General features: G+C 60.9%; 19 protein-coding genes. 15 read left to right on the top strand and 4 right to left on the bottom strand.

What is annotated here, in order from left to right; genetic code table 11:
- Positions 1–153 precede the first annotated feature (153 nt).
- From cobJ to cobG, 4 genes are read right to left on the bottom strand one after another with little or no spacing between them, the layout of a single operon-like run.
- Positions 154–1,860: a precorrin-3B C(17)-methyltransferase gene (gene cobJ / locus AC1Q6Y_RS09965; RefSeq protein ID WP_218495151.1), complete on the bottom strand. Its 1,707-nt coding sequence runs from the start codon at positions 1,858–1,860 to the stop codon at positions 154–156.
- A complete protein-coding gene (locus AC1Q6Y_RS09970) occupies positions 1,860–2,591 on the bottom strand; it encodes a precorrin-2 C(20)-methyltransferase (protein ID WP_033063580.1) in 732 nt (243 codons plus the stop codon). The genes cobJ and AC1Q6Y_RS09970 overlap by 1 nt, the downstream gene beginning before the upstream one ends.
- Entirely contained in the window at positions 2,591–3,217 is a 627-nt protein-coding gene (locus tag AC1Q6Y_RS09975; protein ID WP_057712171.1) for a precorrin-8X methylmutase, read from the bottom strand. The genes AC1Q6Y_RS09970 and AC1Q6Y_RS09975 overlap by 1 nt, the downstream gene beginning before the upstream one ends.
- Positions 3,210–4,517 carry a precorrin-3B synthase gene (gene cobG, locus AC1Q6Y_RS09980; RefSeq protein ID WP_492624585.1) on the bottom strand — a complete coding sequence of 436 codons (1,308 nt, stop codon included), beginning with the start codon at positions 4,515–4,517 and terminating at the stop codon, positions 3,210–3,212. The genes AC1Q6Y_RS09975 and cobG overlap by 8 nt, the downstream gene beginning before the upstream one ends.
- A gap of 252 nt (positions 4,518–4,769) precedes the next feature.
- Here cobG and AC1Q6Y_RS09985 point away from each other — a divergent pair, with 252 nt between their 5' ends.
- The 15 genes from AC1Q6Y_RS09985 (at position 4,770) to urtA (ending at position 19,160) form a co-directional block, all read left to right on the top strand.
- Positions 4,770–5,429, top strand: a complete 660-nt coding sequence (locus tag AC1Q6Y_RS09985; protein WP_090452906.1) for a hypothetical protein — start codon at positions 4,770–4,772, stop codon at positions 5,427–5,429.
- Positions 5,430–5,572: 143 nt separating this feature from the next.
- Entirely contained in the window at positions 5,573–6,784 is a 1,212-nt protein-coding gene (gene cbiE / locus AC1Q6Y_RS09990) for a precorrin-6y C5,15-methyltransferase (decarboxylating) subunit CbiE (protein ID WP_492624494.1), read from the top strand.
- Positions 6,777–7,874 (top strand): cobalt-precorrin-5B (C(1))-methyltransferase, encoded by a 1,098-nt coding sequence (locus tag AC1Q6Y_RS09995; RefSeq protein WP_407514963.1) that lies wholly within the window; start codon positions 6,777–6,779, stop codon positions 7,872–7,874. Before cbiE ends, AC1Q6Y_RS09995 begins: the two co-directional genes overlap by 8 nt.
- Entirely contained in the window at positions 7,871–8,587 is a 717-nt protein-coding gene (locus tag AC1Q6Y_RS10000) for a cobalt-precorrin-6A reductase (RefSeq protein WP_407514964.1), read from the top strand. Before AC1Q6Y_RS09995 ends, AC1Q6Y_RS10000 begins: the two co-directional genes overlap by 4 nt.
- Before the next feature lie 201 nt (positions 8,588–8,788).
- Positions 8,789–9,091, top strand: a complete 303-nt coding sequence (locus AC1Q6Y_RS10005; RefSeq protein ID WP_218495156.1) for a type II toxin-antitoxin system RelE/ParE family toxin — start codon at positions 8,789–8,791, stop codon at positions 9,089–9,091.
- A 3-nt stretch (positions 9,092–9,094) separates the two neighbouring features.
- A complete protein-coding gene (locus AC1Q6Y_RS10010) occupies positions 9,095–9,385 on the top strand; it encodes an addiction module antidote protein (protein ID WP_057397803.1) in 291 nt (96 codons plus the stop codon).
- Between the two features lie 97 nt (positions 9,386–9,482).
- A complete protein-coding gene (locus tag AC1Q6Y_RS10015; RefSeq protein WP_407514965.1) occupies positions 9,483–9,881 on the top strand; it encodes a DUF2946 domain-containing protein in 399 nt (132 codons plus the stop codon).
- 47 nt (positions 9,882–9,928) lie between these two features.
- Positions 9,929–10,408, top strand: coding sequence for a copper chaperone PCu(A)C (locus tag AC1Q6Y_RS10020; protein ID WP_057712179.1), 480 nt, complete (start codon positions 9,929–9,931; stop codon positions 10,406–10,408).
- A 21-nt stretch (positions 10,409–10,429) separates the two neighbouring features.
- Positions 10,430–10,873, top strand: a complete 444-nt coding sequence (locus AC1Q6Y_RS10025) for a DUF2946 domain-containing protein (RefSeq protein ID WP_492624495.1) — start codon at positions 10,430–10,432, stop codon at positions 10,871–10,873.
- A 192-nt stretch (positions 10,874–11,065) separates the two neighbouring features.
- Positions 11,066–13,183, top strand: a complete 2,118-nt coding sequence (locus AC1Q6Y_RS10030) for a TonB-dependent copper receptor (protein WP_492624496.1) — start codon at positions 11,066–11,068, stop codon at positions 13,181–13,183.
- Positions 13,184–13,294: 111 nt separating this feature from the next.
- Entirely contained in the window at positions 13,295–14,674 is a 1,380-nt protein-coding gene (locus AC1Q6Y_RS10035) for a PepSY-associated TM helix domain-containing protein (RefSeq protein ID WP_492624497.1), read from the top strand.
- Positions 14,675–14,830: 156 nt separating this feature from the next.
- A complete protein-coding gene (locus AC1Q6Y_RS10040) occupies positions 14,831–15,619 on the top strand; it encodes an ABC transporter ATP-binding protein (RefSeq protein ID WP_090452889.1) in 789 nt (262 codons plus the stop codon).
- Complete coding sequence (locus AC1Q6Y_RS10045) at positions 15,616–16,575, top strand: ABC transporter substrate-binding protein (RefSeq protein ID WP_090452887.1); 960 nt, start codon at positions 15,616–15,618, stop codon at positions 16,573–16,575. The genes AC1Q6Y_RS10040 and AC1Q6Y_RS10045 overlap by 4 nt, the downstream gene beginning before the upstream one ends.
- A complete protein-coding gene (locus tag AC1Q6Y_RS10050) occupies positions 16,572–17,582 on the top strand; it encodes a FecCD family ABC transporter permease (RefSeq protein ID WP_407514968.1) in 1,011 nt (336 codons plus the stop codon). The genes AC1Q6Y_RS10045 and AC1Q6Y_RS10050 overlap by 4 nt, the downstream gene beginning before the upstream one ends.
- A gap of 312 nt (positions 17,583–17,894) precedes the next feature.
- Positions 17,895–19,160 (top strand): urea ABC transporter substrate-binding protein, encoded by a 1,266-nt coding sequence (gene urtA, locus AC1Q6Y_RS10055; protein ID WP_057712186.1) that lies wholly within the window; start codon positions 17,895–17,897, stop codon positions 19,158–19,160.
- The last annotated feature ends 51 nt before the right edge of the window (positions 19,161–19,211 follow it).

Here is a 19,211-nt window from a genome sequence, read left to right on the forward strand (position 1 = left end):
AGACTATCAACAGCGACTAAATACAACATATGTACCTCAATCAATATTTACTAAGAGCACATACAACTCATACAGATAAAGCACGCAAGACAACCGGACCGTCATTAACCTATGACGATCCGGTTTTATCCAATAAATAAAAAATACTTACTGTTATAGGGGGGTGAGCTTATCGCCATAGCTGCGCGGCGTGTACACCCACGTACTGCCATCGAGGCGAGGAATCACGCGCGTTGTCGAAGAGCCGATGAGTACCATGGTCCGCATGTCCACCTGATCGACACTCAGTTGACCGAGTGTTGTCACCCGCAAGGTCTGACCCGGACGGCCGATGTCCCGCCCTAACACAACCGGAGTGGCCGGTTCACGATGCTGGCCAACAATCTCCAGCGCCCGCCCTAATTGCCACGGCCGCGAACGTGAGATCGGGTTGTAAAAGGCCAGAGCGAGATCGGCTTGAGCGGCCAGATCCAGGCGTTTTTCAATGATCGACCAAGGCTTGAGGTTGTCCGACAGCGACAGCACACAGAAGTCATGCCCCAAGGGCGCACCGGCCTGGGCAGCCGTTGCCAACGAAGCAGAGACACCCGGCAAAATCTCAAGATCGACGCTGTGCCAGATGGCATCGCTAGACTCGTGAAGCGCCTCAAGCACAGCGGCTGCCATGGCGAAGACACCCGGATCGCCAGACGACACCACCACCACCGACCGACCTTGGGCAGCCAGTTCAAAGGCGTGACGGGCGCGCTGCATTTCTTCACGGTTATCGGTGCAGTGCAGGATCTGATCAGCCCGGAACGGCCCGGCCATGCGCACGTAGGTCTCGTAGCCGAGAACATCGTTGGCACGAGCCAGTTCCGCCTTCACCGCCGGCACCATCAATTCGGCAGCGCCCGGCCCGAGACCAATCACCGCCAGGCGCCCGCGAGGGCGGCCGATCTGCAAGGGGTCCAGCGGCTGCTCGGCGACCGCAATGGCAATAGTGTCATCACCAACGATGGAGACAGGCTGCGCTATGGCATGCCGCAGCAGTTCACTGGCCGCACCTGCAGCACTGACAAAACGCAATGGCACACCCAGCTCAAGCGCAACTTCGCGCAGCGCGGAGCTGGCCATTTCAGTGTCGGCGGCCAACAGGCAAGCCATCGATTGCACGGCGATTCCGGCCTGATGCAAAGCCTCGCGAATGGTCCCCGACACATTGCTCGATTCGCCCGTGACGGCAACCAGCACGTTGCGTGGATAGATCAGCAATTCGTTGGCGGCTGGCTCGCGCTCGGTATGGCCGACGTGAACGGTCAGCCGCGCCTGCTCATTCTCAGGCAACTGCACGTGTGCCAGCCACGGAGCCTCACCCTCAATGCGCACCGTTTCGCCGGCGAGCAAATCGGAAACGAAACGCTTGCCCAACTCCAGATCACCAAGGGCATAGCCGCTGGGCGGGTTGAGCAGGCACGTGCCGAAACGCAACTCGCCGCTGGTGGTGATCGCCGCCGCGACTTCCAGCGCGGCGGCAATCTCCCGCGCCATCACATTTACCCCACCAAGACCACCCAGCAGTGGAACCACTGCGCTGCCGTCTTCGGCTACCGCCAATACCGGTGGTTCGGCGCCTTTTTCCAGCAACAAGGGCGCCAGCGTGCGGATCACAATCCCGGCCGCGCACAGGGCAATGATCGGCGTGCCCTGTTGATAGAGTTCGCGCAGGGTCGCACCGAACTCGTGATAGGCCCGATCCGCGCCTTCGACCCGTTCGGCCAAGCCATGGATCAGGGCGTCGGGATACACCTGCTGAATACTACGCGCGGTGGCGAGGCTGCCATTGCCAAGAATGACAATCGCCGGAACTGGACGGGTCATCAGCCTTGCCACCTTTCACCAGGAACGATGATCAACGAGAAGTACGGCGAGGACATCGGCTCGACCTGATCCAGCGGCACGATCTTCTGATTGGCCATGGTCGCGCGCTCGACGTACAACGCGCGCTCGGCCAAGCCGAGTTCTTCCAGCACTTGGCGAACCTTGGGAAAGTTGCGCCCAAGCTTCATGATCACCGCCGCATCGGCATCGGCCAGGCGACGCTTGAGTTCGTCGTGCGGCAACACACCGGACAACACCGACAGACTCTGATTGCGATACACCAGCGGCGCACCGAGCACCGAGGCCCCGCCGAGCATCGAGCACACACCGGGCACGACTTCGGCCTGATAACGCTCGGCGAGCCGGTCGTGCAGGTACATGTAGGAGCCGTAGAAGAACGGATCGCCCTCGCAGATCACCGCCACGTCGCGACCGGCATCGAGATGCGTCGCCAATTCGTCGGCTGCGTCATCGTAGAAGTCGCTGATCACTTGCTCGTAGGACAACGGTGCCGGCAAGGCTTCGGTGGTCACCGGGTACACCAGCGGCAACAAGTTCTGCGCTTCCTGCAGATGCGCCTCGATGATACCGAAGGCGTTGCCTTTCTTGCCCTTGGCCACGAAGTACGCCACCACTGGGGATTCGCGCAGCAAGCGCAGGGCCTTGACGGTAATCAGTTCCGGATCACCGGGACCGACGCCGAGGCCGATCAAACGTCCAGGTTGCTGCATCATTCGATCTCCGTGGCGAGGGCATTGACGGCGGCGGCGGCCATGGCGCTACCGCCCAGGCGACCCTGCATGATGACAAAAGGCACGCCACGGCTGTCAGCCGCCAGCGCGGCCTTGGATTCGGCGGCACCGACGAAGCCCACCGGAAAACCGAGGATCAGCGCCGGTTTTGGCGCACCGGCGTCGAGCATTTCCAGCAAGTAAAACAGCGCCGTCGGAGCGTTGCCGATGACCACCACGCTGCCTTCCAGATGCGGGCGCCACAGTTCCAGCGCCGCGGCTGAGCGGGTGTTACCCAAATCACGAGCCAGTTCCGGAACACTCTCGTCGCGCAAGGTGCAGATCACCGGATTGTTCGCCGGCAACCGCGCACGGGTCACGCCTTCGGAGACCATCCGCGCATCGCACAAAATCGGCGCGCCGGCCGCCAGCGCATCACGCCCGGCCTTGCCCGCACCTTCGGAAAACTGCAGGCCGTCGATGGCCTCGACCATGCCGCAGGCGTGAATGACACGGACCGCGAGTTTCTCCAGATCGTCCGGGATTCGGTCGAGGTTGGCCTCGGCGCGAATGATCGCGAAGGAGTTGCGATAGATCTCCTGACCGTCGCGGATGTAATCAAGCATCAAGGGGGCTCCGTGAGCGGGCGTCGAGCAGGGTCGCGACCGCTTCAATAGTAAGGTTGCGTGCGTGCAGCGCGCCGAAACCCGGCAGCGCTGCATCGCGAAAATAGAGGTCGTAGTGACCGTGGGCGACGGCCAGTAATGTGACGGGCGCCGTATGCGCGGCGGCGCAGGAGCGCGCGCACCCGCTCAAATGGACACTCGGCGTTTGTCCGTGACGTTGCAGCAATGTCGCCAGTTGCAAGGCATCACCCTTGGTCTCGGCCAGGCTTTTACCGCAGCCGTTTGAGCCGGTGCAGGCAATCAACCGGGACAATGGCAGATCGGCTTCGCACTGCAAGCCCAGACATTGCAATTGCCGAATGACCTCAGCGGCGTTTTCCGTGCGGACATTGGGCAACAGCAGGCTTTGCCAAGGCGTGAAGCGCAGACTGGAATCACCGAACTCCCGCGCCAGTTGTGCCACACCCCGCAGCATCGCCGGATCGAGTCGCCCCAGCGGCGGGACGGCTCCCACATAGACAACACCGGACTCGGCCTGGGGATGGGCACCCATGTGCAAATCACTGGAGCCCGAAACCCGTTGCCAACCGATAACGGCCTGCAGCGGCACTCGCTCAGCCAGTCGAAGCACAATGCCCCCGATCGGGTACTCGGCCAGCAAATGGCGCATTCGCGTCTGCTCGGGGCGCGCCAGTTCAAGGAACAACTCAAGGACCGCGACTACCAGCGCGTGCCCGTCTGCCAGTGCAACCGAACCGGCGGGGCTGTCCATCGGGCATCCCGCCAGACCGAACGCCAGCCGTCGCTCGCCGTCTTGTTCAAACGCCGAGAGCCACAGGTCATGGGGATGCTCGAGCATCGTCAGGTCTTCACCGCCATCAAGCTGCACGGCGAACTTGGCACTGAGGTCGTGGAACGCTTCGTGGTTTTGCAGTGTGGTGAGGATCTGCCCGGCCAGCGGGCGGGTGTCGAACACCATGCGCCGATCGATCCCGGCACCGGGGCTGAGCATCAGGTTGCGCACATCGTCGCCAGCCGCCGTACGCGGCCCCAGATCGGCGGCCAGCAGGCTGTCGATCAACGCCGCTTGCTCGTTGCCAATGCCGCGGATCTGCAGGTTGGCCCGGTTGGTCGCCTCGATCGCTCCGCTGGCATATCGCTCGGCGGCATCGGCCACAGCGATTGCCTGGTGCGCACGGATGGCGCCACCGTCGAGTTTGATCCGGCAAATACCACCGTCCAATGCCTGGACGACACGCAACAACCCGGGACAGGCGGAAGGGCGCAAGCGGTTGGGTATCTGACGTGACTTCACAGGACGACCGGTACAAGACGAAGGACAGCATTATGCCTGCTTTGGGCGGTCTGATGAAAAGCCCAAGCGGCTTGACGACGAAATACTCTCGATCCAGACATAAAGTTGCTTCGCTTGCAAACAGCAAGAATCAACTTCACCCATCAATCTTATTCAAACCACACGGCCACTCTTGTAAATTTGCCCAACATAAAAAACAAACAACACCGGAATATAGATATATTCAAGGAGTAGTACATGAACACGGAAACACCGGCTGGAGCATTGACCGCCCACAACCTCATTTCATGCATCGAGCAACTTTCGCTGCAAGATTACGATGACTTCACTCATTGCACTCAGATAGCCACCCAGTCCGCCGACATGGTCAGCAGTCGCTTTGCCAACTCGACAAAGTGGCTGCATGAATACGTCACAACGTTGAATTTTCTTGGCTGGTCCGTCTTTCAGGATGCGATCTTTACCCGCACTCAACACACCCTCTCGAAAAGCATTGCGGAGTTTCTGGTCCAAAGCGCTCAAGCCATGCCGGACATCCGACAAGGGAACGCCATGATTGACACGCTCGACGCGCTGAAAACCGACGAGCCCGCGCTGTATTCGCTGGATCAACAAAGTCTCTTGGGAGAGCGGTTTCAGGTAATACCTGCACGCTATGATTCAAAGGGTTTTCTTGAGATCGCAGTTTTTAATCTCGAATTGGTGACATCTACAAAAAGGAGCAATTTTCTATTTTTTCACATGGAAGAACAGACGACAAAGATCATTCAGCACCGAGCCACTCTGAAACTTGACAAAAACGTACTCGAAAGCAAAAGAGCGCTCATAGACCGCAAACGGAGCGAAATCAGGATGAAGAGATTCGACCTGCAAAAGGTACCAACAATACATCCGTAATAGTGCGCTATCACCGTCAATGACGCTTTCTCCCGCTGACAACCGGCGAACTCAATCCACACCGCGCTATGATGCACCACCGCACAGGTCGACACAGACCGGCAGCGCGATGATTTGGCTTCGATTGATAGAAGAGGAACAGCATGACCCCCTGGCTGACAGTGGTAGGCATTGGAGAAGAAGGCTTCAAGGGGCTTGGCAAAAATGCCCGACACGCTCTGCTGAACGCTACGCGGATCATTGGCGGTCAACGGCAGCTGGACCTGTTGCCAGCCTGCATCTGCGGTGTACGGCAATTGTGGCCCAGTCCTTTCGCCCTTGAACCGGTTTTGGCGAAACAGGGAGAACCCGTTTGCGTCCTGGCCAGCGGTGATCCGATGTTTTTCGGGGTGGGAGCCAGTCTCTCCCGACATTTATCCAGCGATGAAATGCTTATTCTGCCCGCTCCCTCTTCCTGCTCGCTCGCCGCGGCGCGAATGGGCTGGCCTTTGCAGGAAGTGGTCACGTTGTCGGTGGTTGCCCGCCCCGTCGCCGCACTCAACGCGCAATTGTCCAGTGGCTTGCGCTTGCTGGTGTTGAGTAACGACGGCCGCAGCCCCGCCGCCATCGCCGCACTGCTGCGTGAACGTGGTTTCGGTCCGAGCCGGATAACGGTGCTCGAACATTTGGGCGGTGAAGCCGAGCGACGTGTCGACGGTATCGCCAATGACTGGACCGATCCTGTGATCGCCGACCTGAACCTGATCGCTATCGAGTGCATCGCCGAGCCGAACACGCTACGCCTGTCGCGACTGGCCGGCCTGCCGGACTCCGCCTTCAGGCACGACGGCCAACTGACCAAGCGCGATGTGCGCGCCATCACCCTCGCGCGCCTGGCCCCGATCCCCGGCGAACTGTTGTGGGATGTCGGCGCCGGCAGTGGCTCGATCGGCATCGAATGGATGCGCGCCCACCCCGGTTGCCGCGCACTGGCCATCGAGGCAGATGCGGGCCGACAAGCGTTGATCGAACACAACCGCGATGCCCTCGGCGTTCCCGGCCTGCAACTGGTTCGCGGCAGCGCGCCGCAGGCACTGACCGGGCTGGAGCGACCGGACGCGATTTTCATCGGCGGCGGTGTCACCCGCGAAGGCGTGCTCGATACCTGCTGGGCCGAACTCAAACCCGGTGGCCGACTGATTGCCAACGCAGTCACACTGCAAAGTGAAATGACCCTGATGGCCTGGCGCGAGCAACACGGCGGGGAGCTGACGCGAATTCATATCGCCCAGGCCCAACCGCTGGGCGACTTCGACACCTGGCGCCAGGCCTTGCCGATTACATTGCTGGACGTGACGAAACCCTTCGATGCGTGACGAAACCGCCGAACACCCCGCCCCTCTGCGCAGCGGCCTGACCACCGGCAGTTGCGCCACGGCCACCAGCCTCGCCGCCGCGCGTCTGCTGCTGGCTGGCACATCGGCCGATGCGGTGGAAATCGTGTTGCCCAAGGGCAAACAGGTGCAGATGCGCCTGGAGTTCTGCCGCCTCACCGAGGACGGCGCCGAATCGGGAACCCTCAAGGACGCCGGTGACGATCCGGACGTGACCCACGGTGCCCTGCTCTACTCCCAGGTGCGCCTGAGCAGCGAACCGGGGACGCGCTTCAAGGCCGGTCGCGGCGTCGGCACCGTGACCCGGCCCGGGCTGGTGCTGGGAGTCGGCGAGCCCGCGATCAACCCGGTGCCGCGCAAAATGATCAGCGAACACCTGGCCCGACTGGCTGACGAATTCGACTACAGCGGCGGTTTCGAGGTCACGGTCAATGTCGAGAACGGCGAGGCACTGGCACTGAAAACCATGAATCCGCGCCTGGGCATTCTTGGCGGACTGTCGATCCTCGGCACCAGCGGTATCGTCCGACCGTTTTCCTGTGCGGCCTACATCGCCTCGATCCACCAGGGCATCGACGTGGCGAAAACCAACGGTTACCTGCACATCGCCGCCTGCACTGGCAACGCCAGCGAAGACACCATGCGCCGGGTCTACAACCTGCCGGAAATCGCTCTGATCGAAATGGGCGACTTCGTTGGCGCCGTGCTCAAGCACCTGCGCAAAGTGCCTGTGGATAAACTCAGCCTGTGCGGTGGTTTCGGCAAGATCAGCAAACTGGCGGCCGGGCACATGGATTTGCACAGTCGTCATTCGAGCATTGACCTGCCGCAACTGGCGTTATGGGCGGCGCAGGTCGGCGCCGATGCGGCGTTGCAGCAGAACATCCGCGAGGCCAACACCAGCCAGCAGGCACTGGCCATGGCCGCCGCAGCCGGGGTTGCCCTGGGCGATGCCGTCTGTCAGCACGCCCTGGATTTTGCCCGCAGCGTGGTGCCGGCGCAGGTTCAGGTGGAAGTCTTCGCCATCGATCGCCAGGGCGGGATCGTTGGCCATGCGGGAGCCTTTCAATGAAGCGCATCCTGTTACTCGGCGGCGTGACCGAAGCCATGGCCATTGCCCGCACGCTGGGACCGCAGCATATCTACAGCCTGGCCGGCATCGGTCGGATTCCGACGGATCTGCAATGCCAGGTTCGCGTCGGTGGCTACGGTGGTGCCGAAGGGTTGGCGCAATTCATTCGCGATGAAGGTATCGATCTGCTGCTCGATGCCACTCACCCCTACGCCGCCCGAATCAGCCAGAACGCCGCGACTGCCGCACGCTTGAGCGGCATTCCCTGCTGGGCGCTGCGGCGTCCGGCCTGGCAAGCCCAGGCGGGTGATGACTGGCGGGAAGTCAGCGATTGGGCAGGACTGATCGACGCCCTGAAGCCCTTCCGTCGACCGCTGTTCACCCTCGGTCGCGAGCCCCTGCAACACCTGGACGAAATTCCAGCGGAACAATTCTGGACCCTGCGCGCACTGGATGTGTATCCGGGCAACGAGCGCTGCGAAGTGATTGGCGCACGTGGGCCCTTCCTGATCGACGATGAACGCGAGTTGTTCGAACGGCGAAACATCGACGTGCTGATCAGCAAGAACAGCGGCAGCACGGCGACCGAACCGAAACTGGAAGTCGCACGTGAACGTGGGGTGCCGGTGATTGTCTTGAAGCGGCCGGTGTTGCCCGACGTGGATCGTGAATTCCTCTCGGTGGCGGATATGCTGGATGTCCTATCGATGTAGGACTGTTCCTGAGAGTTGCTAAATCCAGCGATTGCGCTGGCAATAAACTCAGACGCAGCTGGCTATCTACTCTACGACCGCAGTCCTATAGTTCGCCTCCTCCTGAACCGATCAAGCGCACCCGACATCCACGGGGATGAATGGCCTCGCCCAAAAGAAAGTGCCGCTTGCCACTCTGTATCCCAAGGAATACGATTCAACATGATCGATTTTGAGCGATCCCAAGTATTTGCTGACTGGCTCAACTCGCTGAGGGACACCATCGGCAAAGCTCGAATAATCGCCAGACTCCGGGCAGCCGAGTATGGAAATTTTGGTGATTGCGAATCTGTAGGTGCTGCGGTTTACGAGATGCGCGTTCACTACGGCCCAGGCTACAGGTTGTACTTCACTCGCAGAGATGAGGTGATTTACTTGCTGTTGATCGGGGGTGACAAGTCGACTCAAAAACGAGATATCAAACGTGCTATTCAAATGGCACACAATATCGGTAATGAGGAGTAAATCATGGCCGAACAATTTACCCGTTTTGATGCCGCCGAGTTTCTCAAGACACCGGAAGAAATGGCGGCTTATCTGGATGCCTGCTTTGAAGAGGATGCCGGAGACGGCGTGCTGATACGTGCAGCGCTCAACGATATCGCCCGGGCAAAGGGCATGACACAAATAGCCCGTGATGCCGGCTTGGGGCGCGAGAGTCTGTACAAGGCGCTGAGCAGTAGTGGCAATCCGGAATTCGCGACTATCATGAAGGTTATGAAAGCCTTGGGTCTGCGTTTGCACGCCATCGCTGTCTGATGCTGCGACACCACACCGCACGCCGCCTTTTTACTTATCGGCCCTGATCAGGCTAAATAGCCCGCGCCTGATCGCCCACCCAAACGGATTTTGTCCCATGTCCCGACACCGGCTCGCAATTGCCTGGATAGCCTGCTTCGCAGTGCTGTTCAACATGCTCGCCATGCCGATGTCCGGAGCGATGGCGCAAACGGCGAAGTCATCCGCCGAACAGTTGTTGTGGGGCAGCTTCTGCAGCTCCAGCGGCACCAGAATGGTGGCGATTTCCATCGGCGACCTTGAACAGAAAGCCCCGCAAAGCGACGATCATTCCAACATGCAGCATTGCTGGTGCTGCTCGGGTTCCGCGCCATTGGTGGCGTTGCCGGGGCATACGCCACAACTGTATTTCGCGCACTTCGAGTCCAACCGAAGCCTGCCTGCCGCCTCTCTGGAAAGCCCGTCACCGCGCCAGCAATGGCCGAGTCTCAACCCCCGCGCGTCCCCTCTGGTGTGATTTTTTCTCGCAATTGACTGCGTTTTAAATCGTTCCGGAGAATTGCCATGTTGAACAAACTCATCGTTCTGGCTGCGTTGCTGCTGCCTGCCTGCTTTGCCAATGCCCACGAATACAAGGTCGGCACACTGGAAATCGCTCATCCGTGGTCCCAGGAGTTGCCGCCCAATGCGCCCACCGTTGCGGCGTATTTCGTGATCAACAATCAAGGCAAGACCGCCGACCGCCTGCTCAGCGTCGACACCCCCATTGCGGGCGAAGCGCAATTGCATGAGCACGTGATGCAAGGCGACATGATGAAAATGCAGCACGTACCGAGCGTGGAAGTGCCCGCCGGTGGTGAGGTCACTTTCGCACCCATGGCCTATCACGTGATGTTGCTGGGCCTCAAGGACCGCAGCCTGCTCACTGACGGCAAGCGCTTCCCCATGACGCTGCACTTCGAGAAGTCCGGTGACGTGACGGTCGAAGTCGCGGTGCAGAAGCAGGCACCGGATGCCATGCAAGAACACAAGCACGCGCAATAACCACCCGCGCTGAATACGCCCATGCGCCCGCTTAGCGCCAGGTCATTCAGGTCACGCAATCAGGCATTGAGCCTGACACGTGGCAGCTGGATCAGCCTGTTCGCCATGCTGATGATCTTTATCGGTCCGCTGATTTCTCAGTCGATGCCGATGGATTCGCGCGCCATGTCGATGAGCATGCCTACGGGTATGAGCATGGACATGTCGGCGATGGAGCATGCCGACCATGCCACGCAAGCCACCACCGAGCATTGCCCGCCAGCCCCCGGGCACCATGTGCTGTGGGAAAAGTGTGGCTATTGCAGCCTGCTGTTCAATTGCCCGGCGCTGACCGGTGGCGTGTCTTTCGCCAACTTCGTCATCCCGCCCATCAATACCTTCACCACACCCTCTGCGCGCCAGGGCCATGCCCGGCCAACCTTCTTCCCCGGCGCCCGCACCCGCGCCCCACCCGTCGTCGCGTAAACACTCACTTCTGATTTCACACGGTCCGCAAGACAGCCAAAGCAACCTGTGGGAGCGAGCTTGCTCGCGAAGAGGAAGTGTCAGTCAACGTTGATGTCGTCTGGCACACCGCTTTCGCGAGCAAGCCTGCTCCCACAGGGACAGCTTCAGGCTGCCGGCCGTGTCGTTTACGACTGTTCGATGGAAATTGTCATGTCCAGGTTTTCCGCTGTCCCGTGCTTGAGCCCTGCCCAAGCCTCTTATGCCCTGAACGAATCCGGTGTTCGTTTCAGACACGCCACCGCCATCCTGTGCGGTGCATTGCTGGCGCCTTCTGCGCTGGCCGATGACCATGCCGGTCACACCGAAGAACTGAGCCCGACGGTGATTACCGCCGTTGCGCCCAGCTCGCCCCTGACCATCGTCACCAACCCCAAGGACCCGCGACAACCGGTGCCCGCCAGCGATGGCGCCGATTACCTGAAGACCATCCCCGGCTTTGCCATGGTGCGCAATGGCGGCACCAATGGTGACCCGGTGCTGCGCGGCATGTTCGGCTCGCGGCTGAACATCCTCACCAACGGCAGCATGATGCTCGGTGCCTGCCCGGGCCGGATGGACGCCCCGACCTCCTACATCTCGCCGGAAACCTACGACAAGCTCACCGTAATCAAAGGCCCGCAAACCGTGCTGTGGGGACCGGGTTCCTCGGCTGGCACTATCCTGTTCGACCGCGAGCCGGAGCACTTCGGCGCACTCGGCACCCGGGTCAACGCCAGCGTGCTGGCCGGTTCCAACGGCCGCTTCGACAAACTGGTGGACGCTGCCGCCGGTGGACAATCGGGTTATGTGCGGGTCATCGGCAACACCGCACACTCCGACGACTACCAGGACGGCAACAACGACACCGTGGCGTCGCGCTATGACAAATGGAACGGCGACGTGGCCGTCGGCTGGACGCCGAACACCGACACCTTGCTGGAGCTGACCGCCGGCCGTGGCGATGGTGAAGCCCGCTACGCCGGGCGCGGCATGGACGGCTCGCAGTTCCTGCGCGAAAGCCTTGGCCTGCGCTTCGAGCAATCCAACATCGGCGAGGTACTGGATAAGGTCGAGGCGCAGGTCTACTACAACTACGCCGATCACGTGATGGACAACTACACCCTGCGCACGCCGTCCGGCACCGGGATGATGGCCGGCCCCATGGCCTCCAACGTCGACCGCCGCACCCTCGGCGCCCGGGTCAAGGCCACCTGGCGCTGGACTGATGTGCAACTGATCGGCGGCATCGACGCACAGACCAACGAACATCGCCAGCGCGGCGCCATGGGCGTCGACACCTACAAGGACCTGCCGTACACCAAGGATGCCGACTTCCATAACTACGGAGTCTTCGGCGAATTGACCTGGTACGCCGCCGACCGTGACCGCCTGATCAGCGGCGCACGCCTGGACCGCGCCTCGGCCAAGGATTATCGGCAGACCACCGGCTCGGGCATGATGACCCGCCCGAATCCGACCGCCGACGACACCCGCGCCGACACCCTGCCGAGTGGTTTCATCCGCTATGAACATGACTTGGCCGACAGCCCGACCACCCTGTATGCCGGCCTCGGTCACTCCCAGCGGTTCCCGGATTACTGGGAGCTTTTCTCTCCCAAGTCCGGCCCCGCCGGCTCGGTGAATGCCTTCGACTCGATCAAACCGGAAAAAACCACCCAGCTCGATTTCGGCCTGCAATACAAGACCGAAGACCTCGAAGCCTGGGCCTCGGCTTACGTCGGGCAGGTGCGCGATTATATCCTGTTCAACTACACCCCGACAATGATGGGTACGACCTCGCAAGCCGAAAACATCGACGCGCGAATCATGGGCGGCGAACTGGGCGCCGCTTACAACTTCACCGACAACTGGAAAGCCGACGCGACCCTGGCCTACGCCTGGGGCAAGAACAGCAGCGATGGCAGTGCATTGCCGCAGATGCCGCCACTGGATGCCCGTTTCGGCCTGACCTACAGCGAAGACAACTGGAGCGCCGGCGCACTGTGGAGAGTGGTCGCCGCACAAAACCGCATCGACCAGAACAAGGGCAACGTGGTCGGCAAGGACTTCGACAAGACGCCGGGCTTCGGCGTGTTCTCCCTCAACGGTGCCTATCGGATCAACAGCAACTGGAAGGTCAGCAGCGGCGTCGACAACCTGTTCGGCAAGGCTTACGCCGAGCACTTGAACCTGGCCGGCAACGCCGGTTTCGGCTACCCGGCCAATAACCCGCAAGCCATCAAGGAACCGGGGCGAACGCTCTGGACCAAGGTGGACATGAGTTTCTAAAAACTTCGCGAGCAAGCTCGCCCCTACAGGGGAGCGAGCCTGCTCGCGATCGGTTGCGCAGCAACCGCAAAAACAAACAACTAAAAGATCCAGCCAAGCGGAGCACACGTGATGAAACAGCCCAAAGTGAATTTCTACAACCTGGCCTGGCGCTGGCATTTCTATGCCGGATTGTTCGTTGCGCCATTCATGGTGATGCTGGCGTTGACCGGCACCGTCTACCTGTTCAAACCGCAGCTCGACTCGCTGATGTACAGCAGCCTGCTCAACGTCCCGGCCGGTCATCACACCATCCCGGCCGACGACCTGCTGACACGGGTGAAAACGGCTTATCCACAAGGTCAGGTCACCCAGTACCTGCCACCGGTCAATGCCGAGCGCAGCGCGCAGTTTGTCGTGCTCAACGATGAAAAGGAGCTGAACGTTTTCGTTGATCCGTACCACGGTGACATCCTCGGTGAACAAGATGCCAAGAAGAACCTGCAAGCCATCGCCCGGTCGATTCACGGCGAGCTGATGATCGGCACCGTTGGCGATCGGCTGATCGAACTGGCCGCCGGGTGGGGCGTGGTGCTGGTGGTGTCCGGCATTTTCCTGTGGTGGCCGCGCGGTCAGGCGGCAGGCATTTTGTGGCCACGCCTGAACAGTCGAGGTCGCGTATTGTGGCGCGACCTGCACGCGGTCACCGGGTTCTGGGGGGCGTCCCTGCTGCTGGTGATGCTGCTCAGCGGCATGACCTGGACCGGTTTCTGGGGCAAGCAATACGCCGAAGTGTGGAACGTGTTCCCGGCGGCCATGTGGGATGACGTGCCGAAGTCTGACGTCGAGGCACGCAGCCTCAACACCGCCACCCGCCAGACCGTGCCGTGGGCCATGGAAAACACCCCGATGCCGATGTCCGGCGACCATGCCGAGCACATGGCCCACGACGGCGCAGCGGCCGGTCCGGCATCGCCGACCATCCGCCTGCAGGACGTACAAAACATCGCCAGAGAGCGCAAGGTCGAACCGGGCTACAGCATCACCCTGCCGACCACCGCGACCGGCGTGTTCACCATCGCCGTATTCGCCGACGACCCGCGCAATGACGCCACGCTGCACATCGATCAGTACACCGGCAAGGTCCTGGCCGATGTACGCTTCGAGCAGTACGGCACCGTCGCCCGCGCCACGGAAATCGGCGTGATGCTGCACGAGGGCAAGATGTTCGGCGTGTTCAACCAGATCGTCGTATTGCTGATCTGCCTGATGATTTTGCTCAGCGCGGTCAGCGGCGTGGTGATCTGGTGGAAGCGCCGTCCGCAAGGAAAACTCGGCGTGCCGCCGCTGCGCCATGACCTGCCAAAATGGAAAACCGCGATGGTGATCATGTTCGCCCTGGCAGTGGCCTTCCCGTTGGTGGGTGCTTCTCTGGTGGCGGTGTGGGTGCTCGATCGCGTGCTGCTGTCGCGCTTTACCCGGCAAACTGAGTCGGCTTCATCTTCATCTTGAAACAGGCGAGATGCGCCGGGCGAAAGGCACTGTAAACTCCCCGCGCATCACCTCAGCCCCATCGCGAGCAAGCTCGCTCCCACAGGGATTGCGTAAGACCTGTGGGAGCGAGCTTGTCCGCGAAGGGGCCATCAGCATCACCTCAAGAGTCACTGCATGACCTCGCTGAATCTGACAAACCTTACCTGGTCCCCACTGGGTCACGGCCATTGCCACCACCAATTCCAGCTGCGTGACGCCTCGCTACACGTGGCCGCCGGTGAGTTCGTCGGGCTGATCGGCCCCAACGGCAGTGGCAAGACCAGCCTGTTGCGGTGTGCCTGGCGCTTCAATCAACCGGAAAGCGGCGAGGTCAGACTCGATCACCAGAACGTCTGGAAGCACTCCTCGCGCTGGTGCGCGCAACGCATCGCCGTGGTGTTGCAGGAGTTCCCTGATGCCTTCGGCCTGACCGTCGAGGAGGTGGTCGCCATGGGCCGCACGCCGCACAAAGGCTTGTTCGACGGCGACACCCTTGAAGACCGCGACCTGGTCAATCAGGCCCTGGAATCCGTTGGCCTCAAGGGCTTCGAAGACCACGGGTTCGCCACTCTCTCCGGTGGTGAAAAACAGCGGGTCATCCTCGCCCGCGCCCTGGCCCAGCAACCACAACTGCTGATCCTTGACGAGCCGACCAACCACCTCGACCCGCATTTTCAGCTTGAGCTTTTGAAGTTGGTCAAGCGCTTGAATATCGGCACCCTGGCGAGCATCCACGACCTCAATCTGGCGGCGGCTTTTTGTGATCGACTGTACGTGATCAACCATGGTCGTATCGTCGCCAGCGGCACGCCGAAAGAAGTCCTGACCGCTGCGCTGCTGCGCAATGTGTTCGGCGTCCAAGCACTGATCGATGAACATCCACTGCACGGCTACCCACGAATCACCTGGATAACCCAACCATGACTTTGCGTTCCCTGCTGCGCTCCTGCCTCTCTCTCGTGATGCTGCTGGGCAGCGTCCAGGCATTGGCCGAAGCCACCCGTTACCCGCTGACAATCAAAAGCTGCAACCGCGAAGTGACCTTCAAGCAGGCACCAAAACACGCGCTCAGCCACGACATCAACATGACCCAGATGATGCTCGCCCTCGGCCTCAAACCACGGATGGCCGGTTACAGCGGCATCAGTGGCTGGAAGGCCGTGACGCCCGAGATGCAGGGCATTCTCGAAGGCCTGCCGGAACTGGCGGCCAAGTACCCGTCGGTGGAAACCCTGCTCAATGCCAACGTCGATTTCTTCTTCGCCGGCTGGGACTACGGCATGCGTATCGGCGGCGATCTCACGCCGCAAACCCTGCAACCGCTGGGCATCAATGTGTATGAGCTGAGCGAGTCCTGCGCCTTCGTGATGAAGCGCCCGCCGGCCAGCCTCGAAGACACCTACAACGACCTGCGCAACCTCGGCAGAATCTTTGACGTGCAGGACCGCGCCAATGCCCTGATCACCCACATGCAGGCGCAAGTGGCAGACATTGGCAAAGACCTGCCCGCGGAAAAACCGCGGGTCTTCCTGTACGACAGCGGCGAAGATCGCGCCATGACCTCAGGAAGCCTGGGTATGCCGCAAGCGCTGATCGACGCCGCTGGCGGGCGCAATGTTCTGGAGGATGTCGACGCAAGCTGGACCCGGGTCAATTGGGAAACCGTGGTCGAGCGCAACCCGCAGGTGATCGTGATCGTCGACTACAGCGAAGTCACTGCCGATCAGAAGATTCAATTCCTGCTGAGCAACAAGGCCCTGCAATCGGTGGACGCGATCAGGCACCAGCGCTTCATCGTCATCCCTTACGTGCAGGCCACGCCGGGGATCGATAACGTGCTGGCGGTCGCAACCCTGGCCAAGGGTTTCCACGGCGAATGACCAACCGTCGCTACGCCCTGATGCTGATCGCACTCGGTGCCCTGTTGCTGGTGTCGTGCGTGGTGTCCCTGGGTTTCGGCCCGGCGCGGGTGCCGCTGGATGTGGTGTGGCGCATCCTGTTGCATAAACTGTTCGGTTTCGGTGTGGTGGACTGGAACCCCGGACAGGAACATATCGTCTGGCTGATCCGCGTCCCGCGCATGCTGCTCGGCGCGCTGGTGGGCGCGGGCCTGGCGTTGATCGGCGCGGTGCTGCAAGCAGTCACGCGCAACCCGTTGGCTGACCCGCACCTGCTCGGCGTGACTTCCGGTGCCACACTTGGTGCGGTGATCGTGGTGCTGCATGTCGGTGAAATCGTTGGTCTGCTGACCTTGCCGATCGCGGCATTCATCGGGGCATTGCTGAGCATGCTGGTGGTGCTGATGATTGCCAGTCGTCATGGGCGCCTGGACAGTGACCGCTTGCTGCTGTGCGGCGTGGCGGTGTCGTTCGTGATGATGGCGATTGCCAATTTGCTGCTGTTCATGGGCGACCATCGAGCCAGTTCGGCGGTGATGTTCTGGATGCTCGGCGGGCTCGGGTTGGCACGCTGGGAATTGCTGGCGGTACCGACAGCCAGTGTGTTGTTCGGGCTGATATTGCTGCTGGGTATGGCGCGACCGCTGAATGCACTGATGGCCGGTGAACAGACGGCGGTGACCCTGGGCCTGAATGCACGCACCGTGCGCCTGCGGGTGTTTTTGATTGCCTCGTTGATGACCGGAGTGCTGGTGTCGATCAGCGGCTCGATTGGTTTTGTCGGGTTGATGGTGCCGCATATTGCGCGGCGCCTGGTCGGGGCTGAACACCGACGGTTGCTGCCGGTGTGCGTGTTGCTTGGCAGCGTGTTTCTGGTTTGGGTCGACGTCGCCGCCCGGACCATGATTGCTCCTGAAGATCTTCCCATTGGCGTCGCTACCGCCGCGATTGGCGGACTGTTCTTCATCGGCCTGATGCGCCGTCGCTGATCCCTGTGGGAGCGAGCTTGCTCGCGATGGCGGCGGCACATCCAACATGACGGTGTCTGACCCACCGCTATCGCGAGCAAGCTCGCTCCCACAGTTGATTGGGGTTGCCCACAAGATCTGCGCTCCAATCTGGCGCACCTCTTCGCACCAACACGCCTGTCGCGATCCTTCATGGTGCGCCATCAAACCGCACGACCGCTCTAAACCGACATTTCCCTGCCTTTGCCGACCGGGCACAGCCCTTGCAAAACACACCTTCAGTAGTCCGCATCTGCCAACCAAGAAAACTCATAAGTTCATGGAGATCGCACAATGAAGCGTCGCAGTTTGATCAAGGCTTTCACACTCTCGGCATCCATTGCCGCGATGGGCATGACCTGGACTGTCCAGGCCGCCGAGACCATCAAGGTCGGTATTCTGCATTCGTTGTCCGGAACCATGGCGATCTCCGAAACGTCGTTGAAAGACATGGCGCTGATGACCATCGACGAGATCAACGCCAAGGGCGGCGTGAACGGCAAGATGCTCGAGCCGGTGGTGGTCGACCCTGCCTCGAACTGGCCGCTGTTCGCCGAGAAGGGTCGTCAATTGCTGACCCAGGACAAGGTCGCCGTGGTGTTTGGTTGCTGGACTTCCGTATCGCGTAAATCGGTACTGCCGGTGTTCGAAGAACTCAACGGCTTGCTGTTCTACCCGGTGCAATACGAAGGCGAAGAGATGTCGCCGAACGTCTTCTACACCGGCGCTGCGCCGAACCAGCAGGCGATCCCTGCCGTTGAATACCTGATGAGCGAAGAAGGCGGCAGCGCCAAGCGCTACTTCCTGCTCGGCACCGACTACGTCTACCCGCGAACCACCAACAAGATCCTGCGTTCGTTCCTGCACTCCAAAGGCGTGGCCGACAAGGACATCGAAGAGGTCTACACCCCGTTCGGTCACAGCGACTACCAGACCATCGTCGCCAACATCAAGAAGTTCTCGGCAGGCGGCAAGACGGCGGTCATCTCCACCGTCAACGGCGACTCCAACGTGCCGTTCTATAAAGAACTGGCCAACCAGGGCCTGAAGGCTACCGACGTGCCGGTCGTGGCGTTCTCGGTGGGCGAAGAAGAACTACGTGGCATCGACACCAAGCCATTGGTGGGCAACCTCGCGGCGTGGAACTACTTCGAGTCGGTTGAGAACCCGGCGAACAAGAAATTCGTCGCCGACTGGAAAGCCTACGCGAAGAAACACAACCTGCCGGGCGCCGACAAAGCGGTGACCAACGATCCGATGGAAGCCACCTACGTCGGCATCCACATGTGGGCGCAAGCGGCTGAAAAAGCCAAGTCCACCGACGTCGACAAAGTTCGCGAAGCCTTGGGCGGCCAGACCTTTGCCGCGCCGTCCGGATACACCCTGACCATGGACAAGACCAACCACCACCTGCACAAGCCGGTGATGATCGGCGAGATCCAGGCCGACGGTCAGTTCAATGTGGTGTGGCAGACCGAAGGCCCGATCCGCGCCCAGCCGTGGAGCCCGTTCATTCCGGGTAACGACAAGAAACCGGACTACGCGATGAAGAGCAACTAAGCCACTGGATGTCGGCGCCAGGCTCAGTGCCTGAGGCCGACACAACTCCCT

The sequence above is a fragment of the Pseudomonas sp. GW823-FHT06E10 genome, from assembly GCF_058794995.1.

What these genes read in the sequence shown, in the direction of transcription:
- cobJ (WP_218495151.1), bottom strand. Translation starts at nt 1,860, where the DNA reads ATGACCCGTCCAGTTCCGGCGATTGTCATTCTTGGCAATGGCAGCCTC.
- AC1Q6Y_RS09970 (WP_033063580.1), bottom strand. Translation starts at nt 2,591, where the DNA reads ATGCAGCAACCTGGACGTTTGATCGGCCTCGGCGTCGGTCCCGGTGAT.
- AC1Q6Y_RS09975 (WP_057712171.1), bottom strand. Translation starts at nt 3,217, where the DNA reads ATGCTTGATTACATCCGCGACGGTCAGGAGATCTATCGCAACTCCTTC.
- AC1Q6Y_RS09985 (WP_090452906.1), top strand. Translation starts at nt 4,770, where the DNA reads ATGAACACGGAAACACCGGCTGGAGCATTGACCGCCCACAACCTCATT.
- cbiE (WP_492624494.1), top strand. Translation starts at nt 5,573, where the DNA reads ATGACCCCCTGGCTGACAGTGGTAGGCATTGGAGAAGAAGGCTTCAAG.
- AC1Q6Y_RS09995 (WP_407514963.1), top strand. Translation starts at nt 6,777, where the DNA reads ATGCGTGACGAAACCGCCGAACACCCCGCCCCTCTGCGCAGCGGCCTG.
- AC1Q6Y_RS10000 (WP_407514964.1), top strand. Translation starts at nt 7,871, where the DNA reads ATGAAGCGCATCCTGTTACTCGGCGGCGTGACCGAAGCCATGGCCATT.
- AC1Q6Y_RS10005 (WP_218495156.1), top strand. Translation starts at nt 8,789, where the DNA reads ATGATCGATTTTGAGCGATCCCAAGTATTTGCTGACTGGCTCAACTCG.
- AC1Q6Y_RS10010 (WP_057397803.1), top strand. Translation starts at nt 9,095, where the DNA reads ATGGCCGAACAATTTACCCGTTTTGATGCCGCCGAGTTTCTCAAGACA.
- AC1Q6Y_RS10015 (WP_407514965.1), top strand. Translation starts at nt 9,483, where the DNA reads ATGTCCCGACACCGGCTCGCAATTGCCTGGATAGCCTGCTTCGCAGTG.
- AC1Q6Y_RS10020 (WP_057712179.1), top strand. Translation starts at nt 9,929, where the DNA reads ATGTTGAACAAACTCATCGTTCTGGCTGCGTTGCTGCTGCCTGCCTGC.
- AC1Q6Y_RS10025 (WP_492624495.1), top strand. Translation starts at nt 10,430, where the DNA reads ATGCGCCCGCTTAGCGCCAGGTCATTCAGGTCACGCAATCAGGCATTG.
- AC1Q6Y_RS10030 (WP_492624496.1), top strand. Translation starts at nt 11,066, where the DNA reads ATGTCCAGGTTTTCCGCTGTCCCGTGCTTGAGCCCTGCCCAAGCCTCT.
- AC1Q6Y_RS10035 (WP_492624497.1), top strand. Translation starts at nt 13,295, where the DNA reads ATGAAACAGCCCAAAGTGAATTTCTACAACCTGGCCTGGCGCTGGCAT.
- AC1Q6Y_RS10040 (WP_090452889.1), top strand. Translation starts at nt 14,831, where the DNA reads ATGACCTCGCTGAATCTGACAAACCTTACCTGGTCCCCACTGGGTCAC.
- AC1Q6Y_RS10045 (WP_090452887.1), top strand. Translation starts at nt 15,616, where the DNA reads ATGACTTTGCGTTCCCTGCTGCGCTCCTGCCTCTCTCTCGTGATGCTG.
- AC1Q6Y_RS10050 (WP_407514968.1), top strand. Translation starts at nt 16,572, where the DNA reads ATGACCAACCGTCGCTACGCCCTGATGCTGATCGCACTCGGTGCCCTG.
- urtA (WP_057712186.1), top strand. Translation starts at nt 17,895, where the DNA reads ATGAAGCGTCGCAGTTTGATCAAGGCTTTCACACTCTCGGCATCCATT.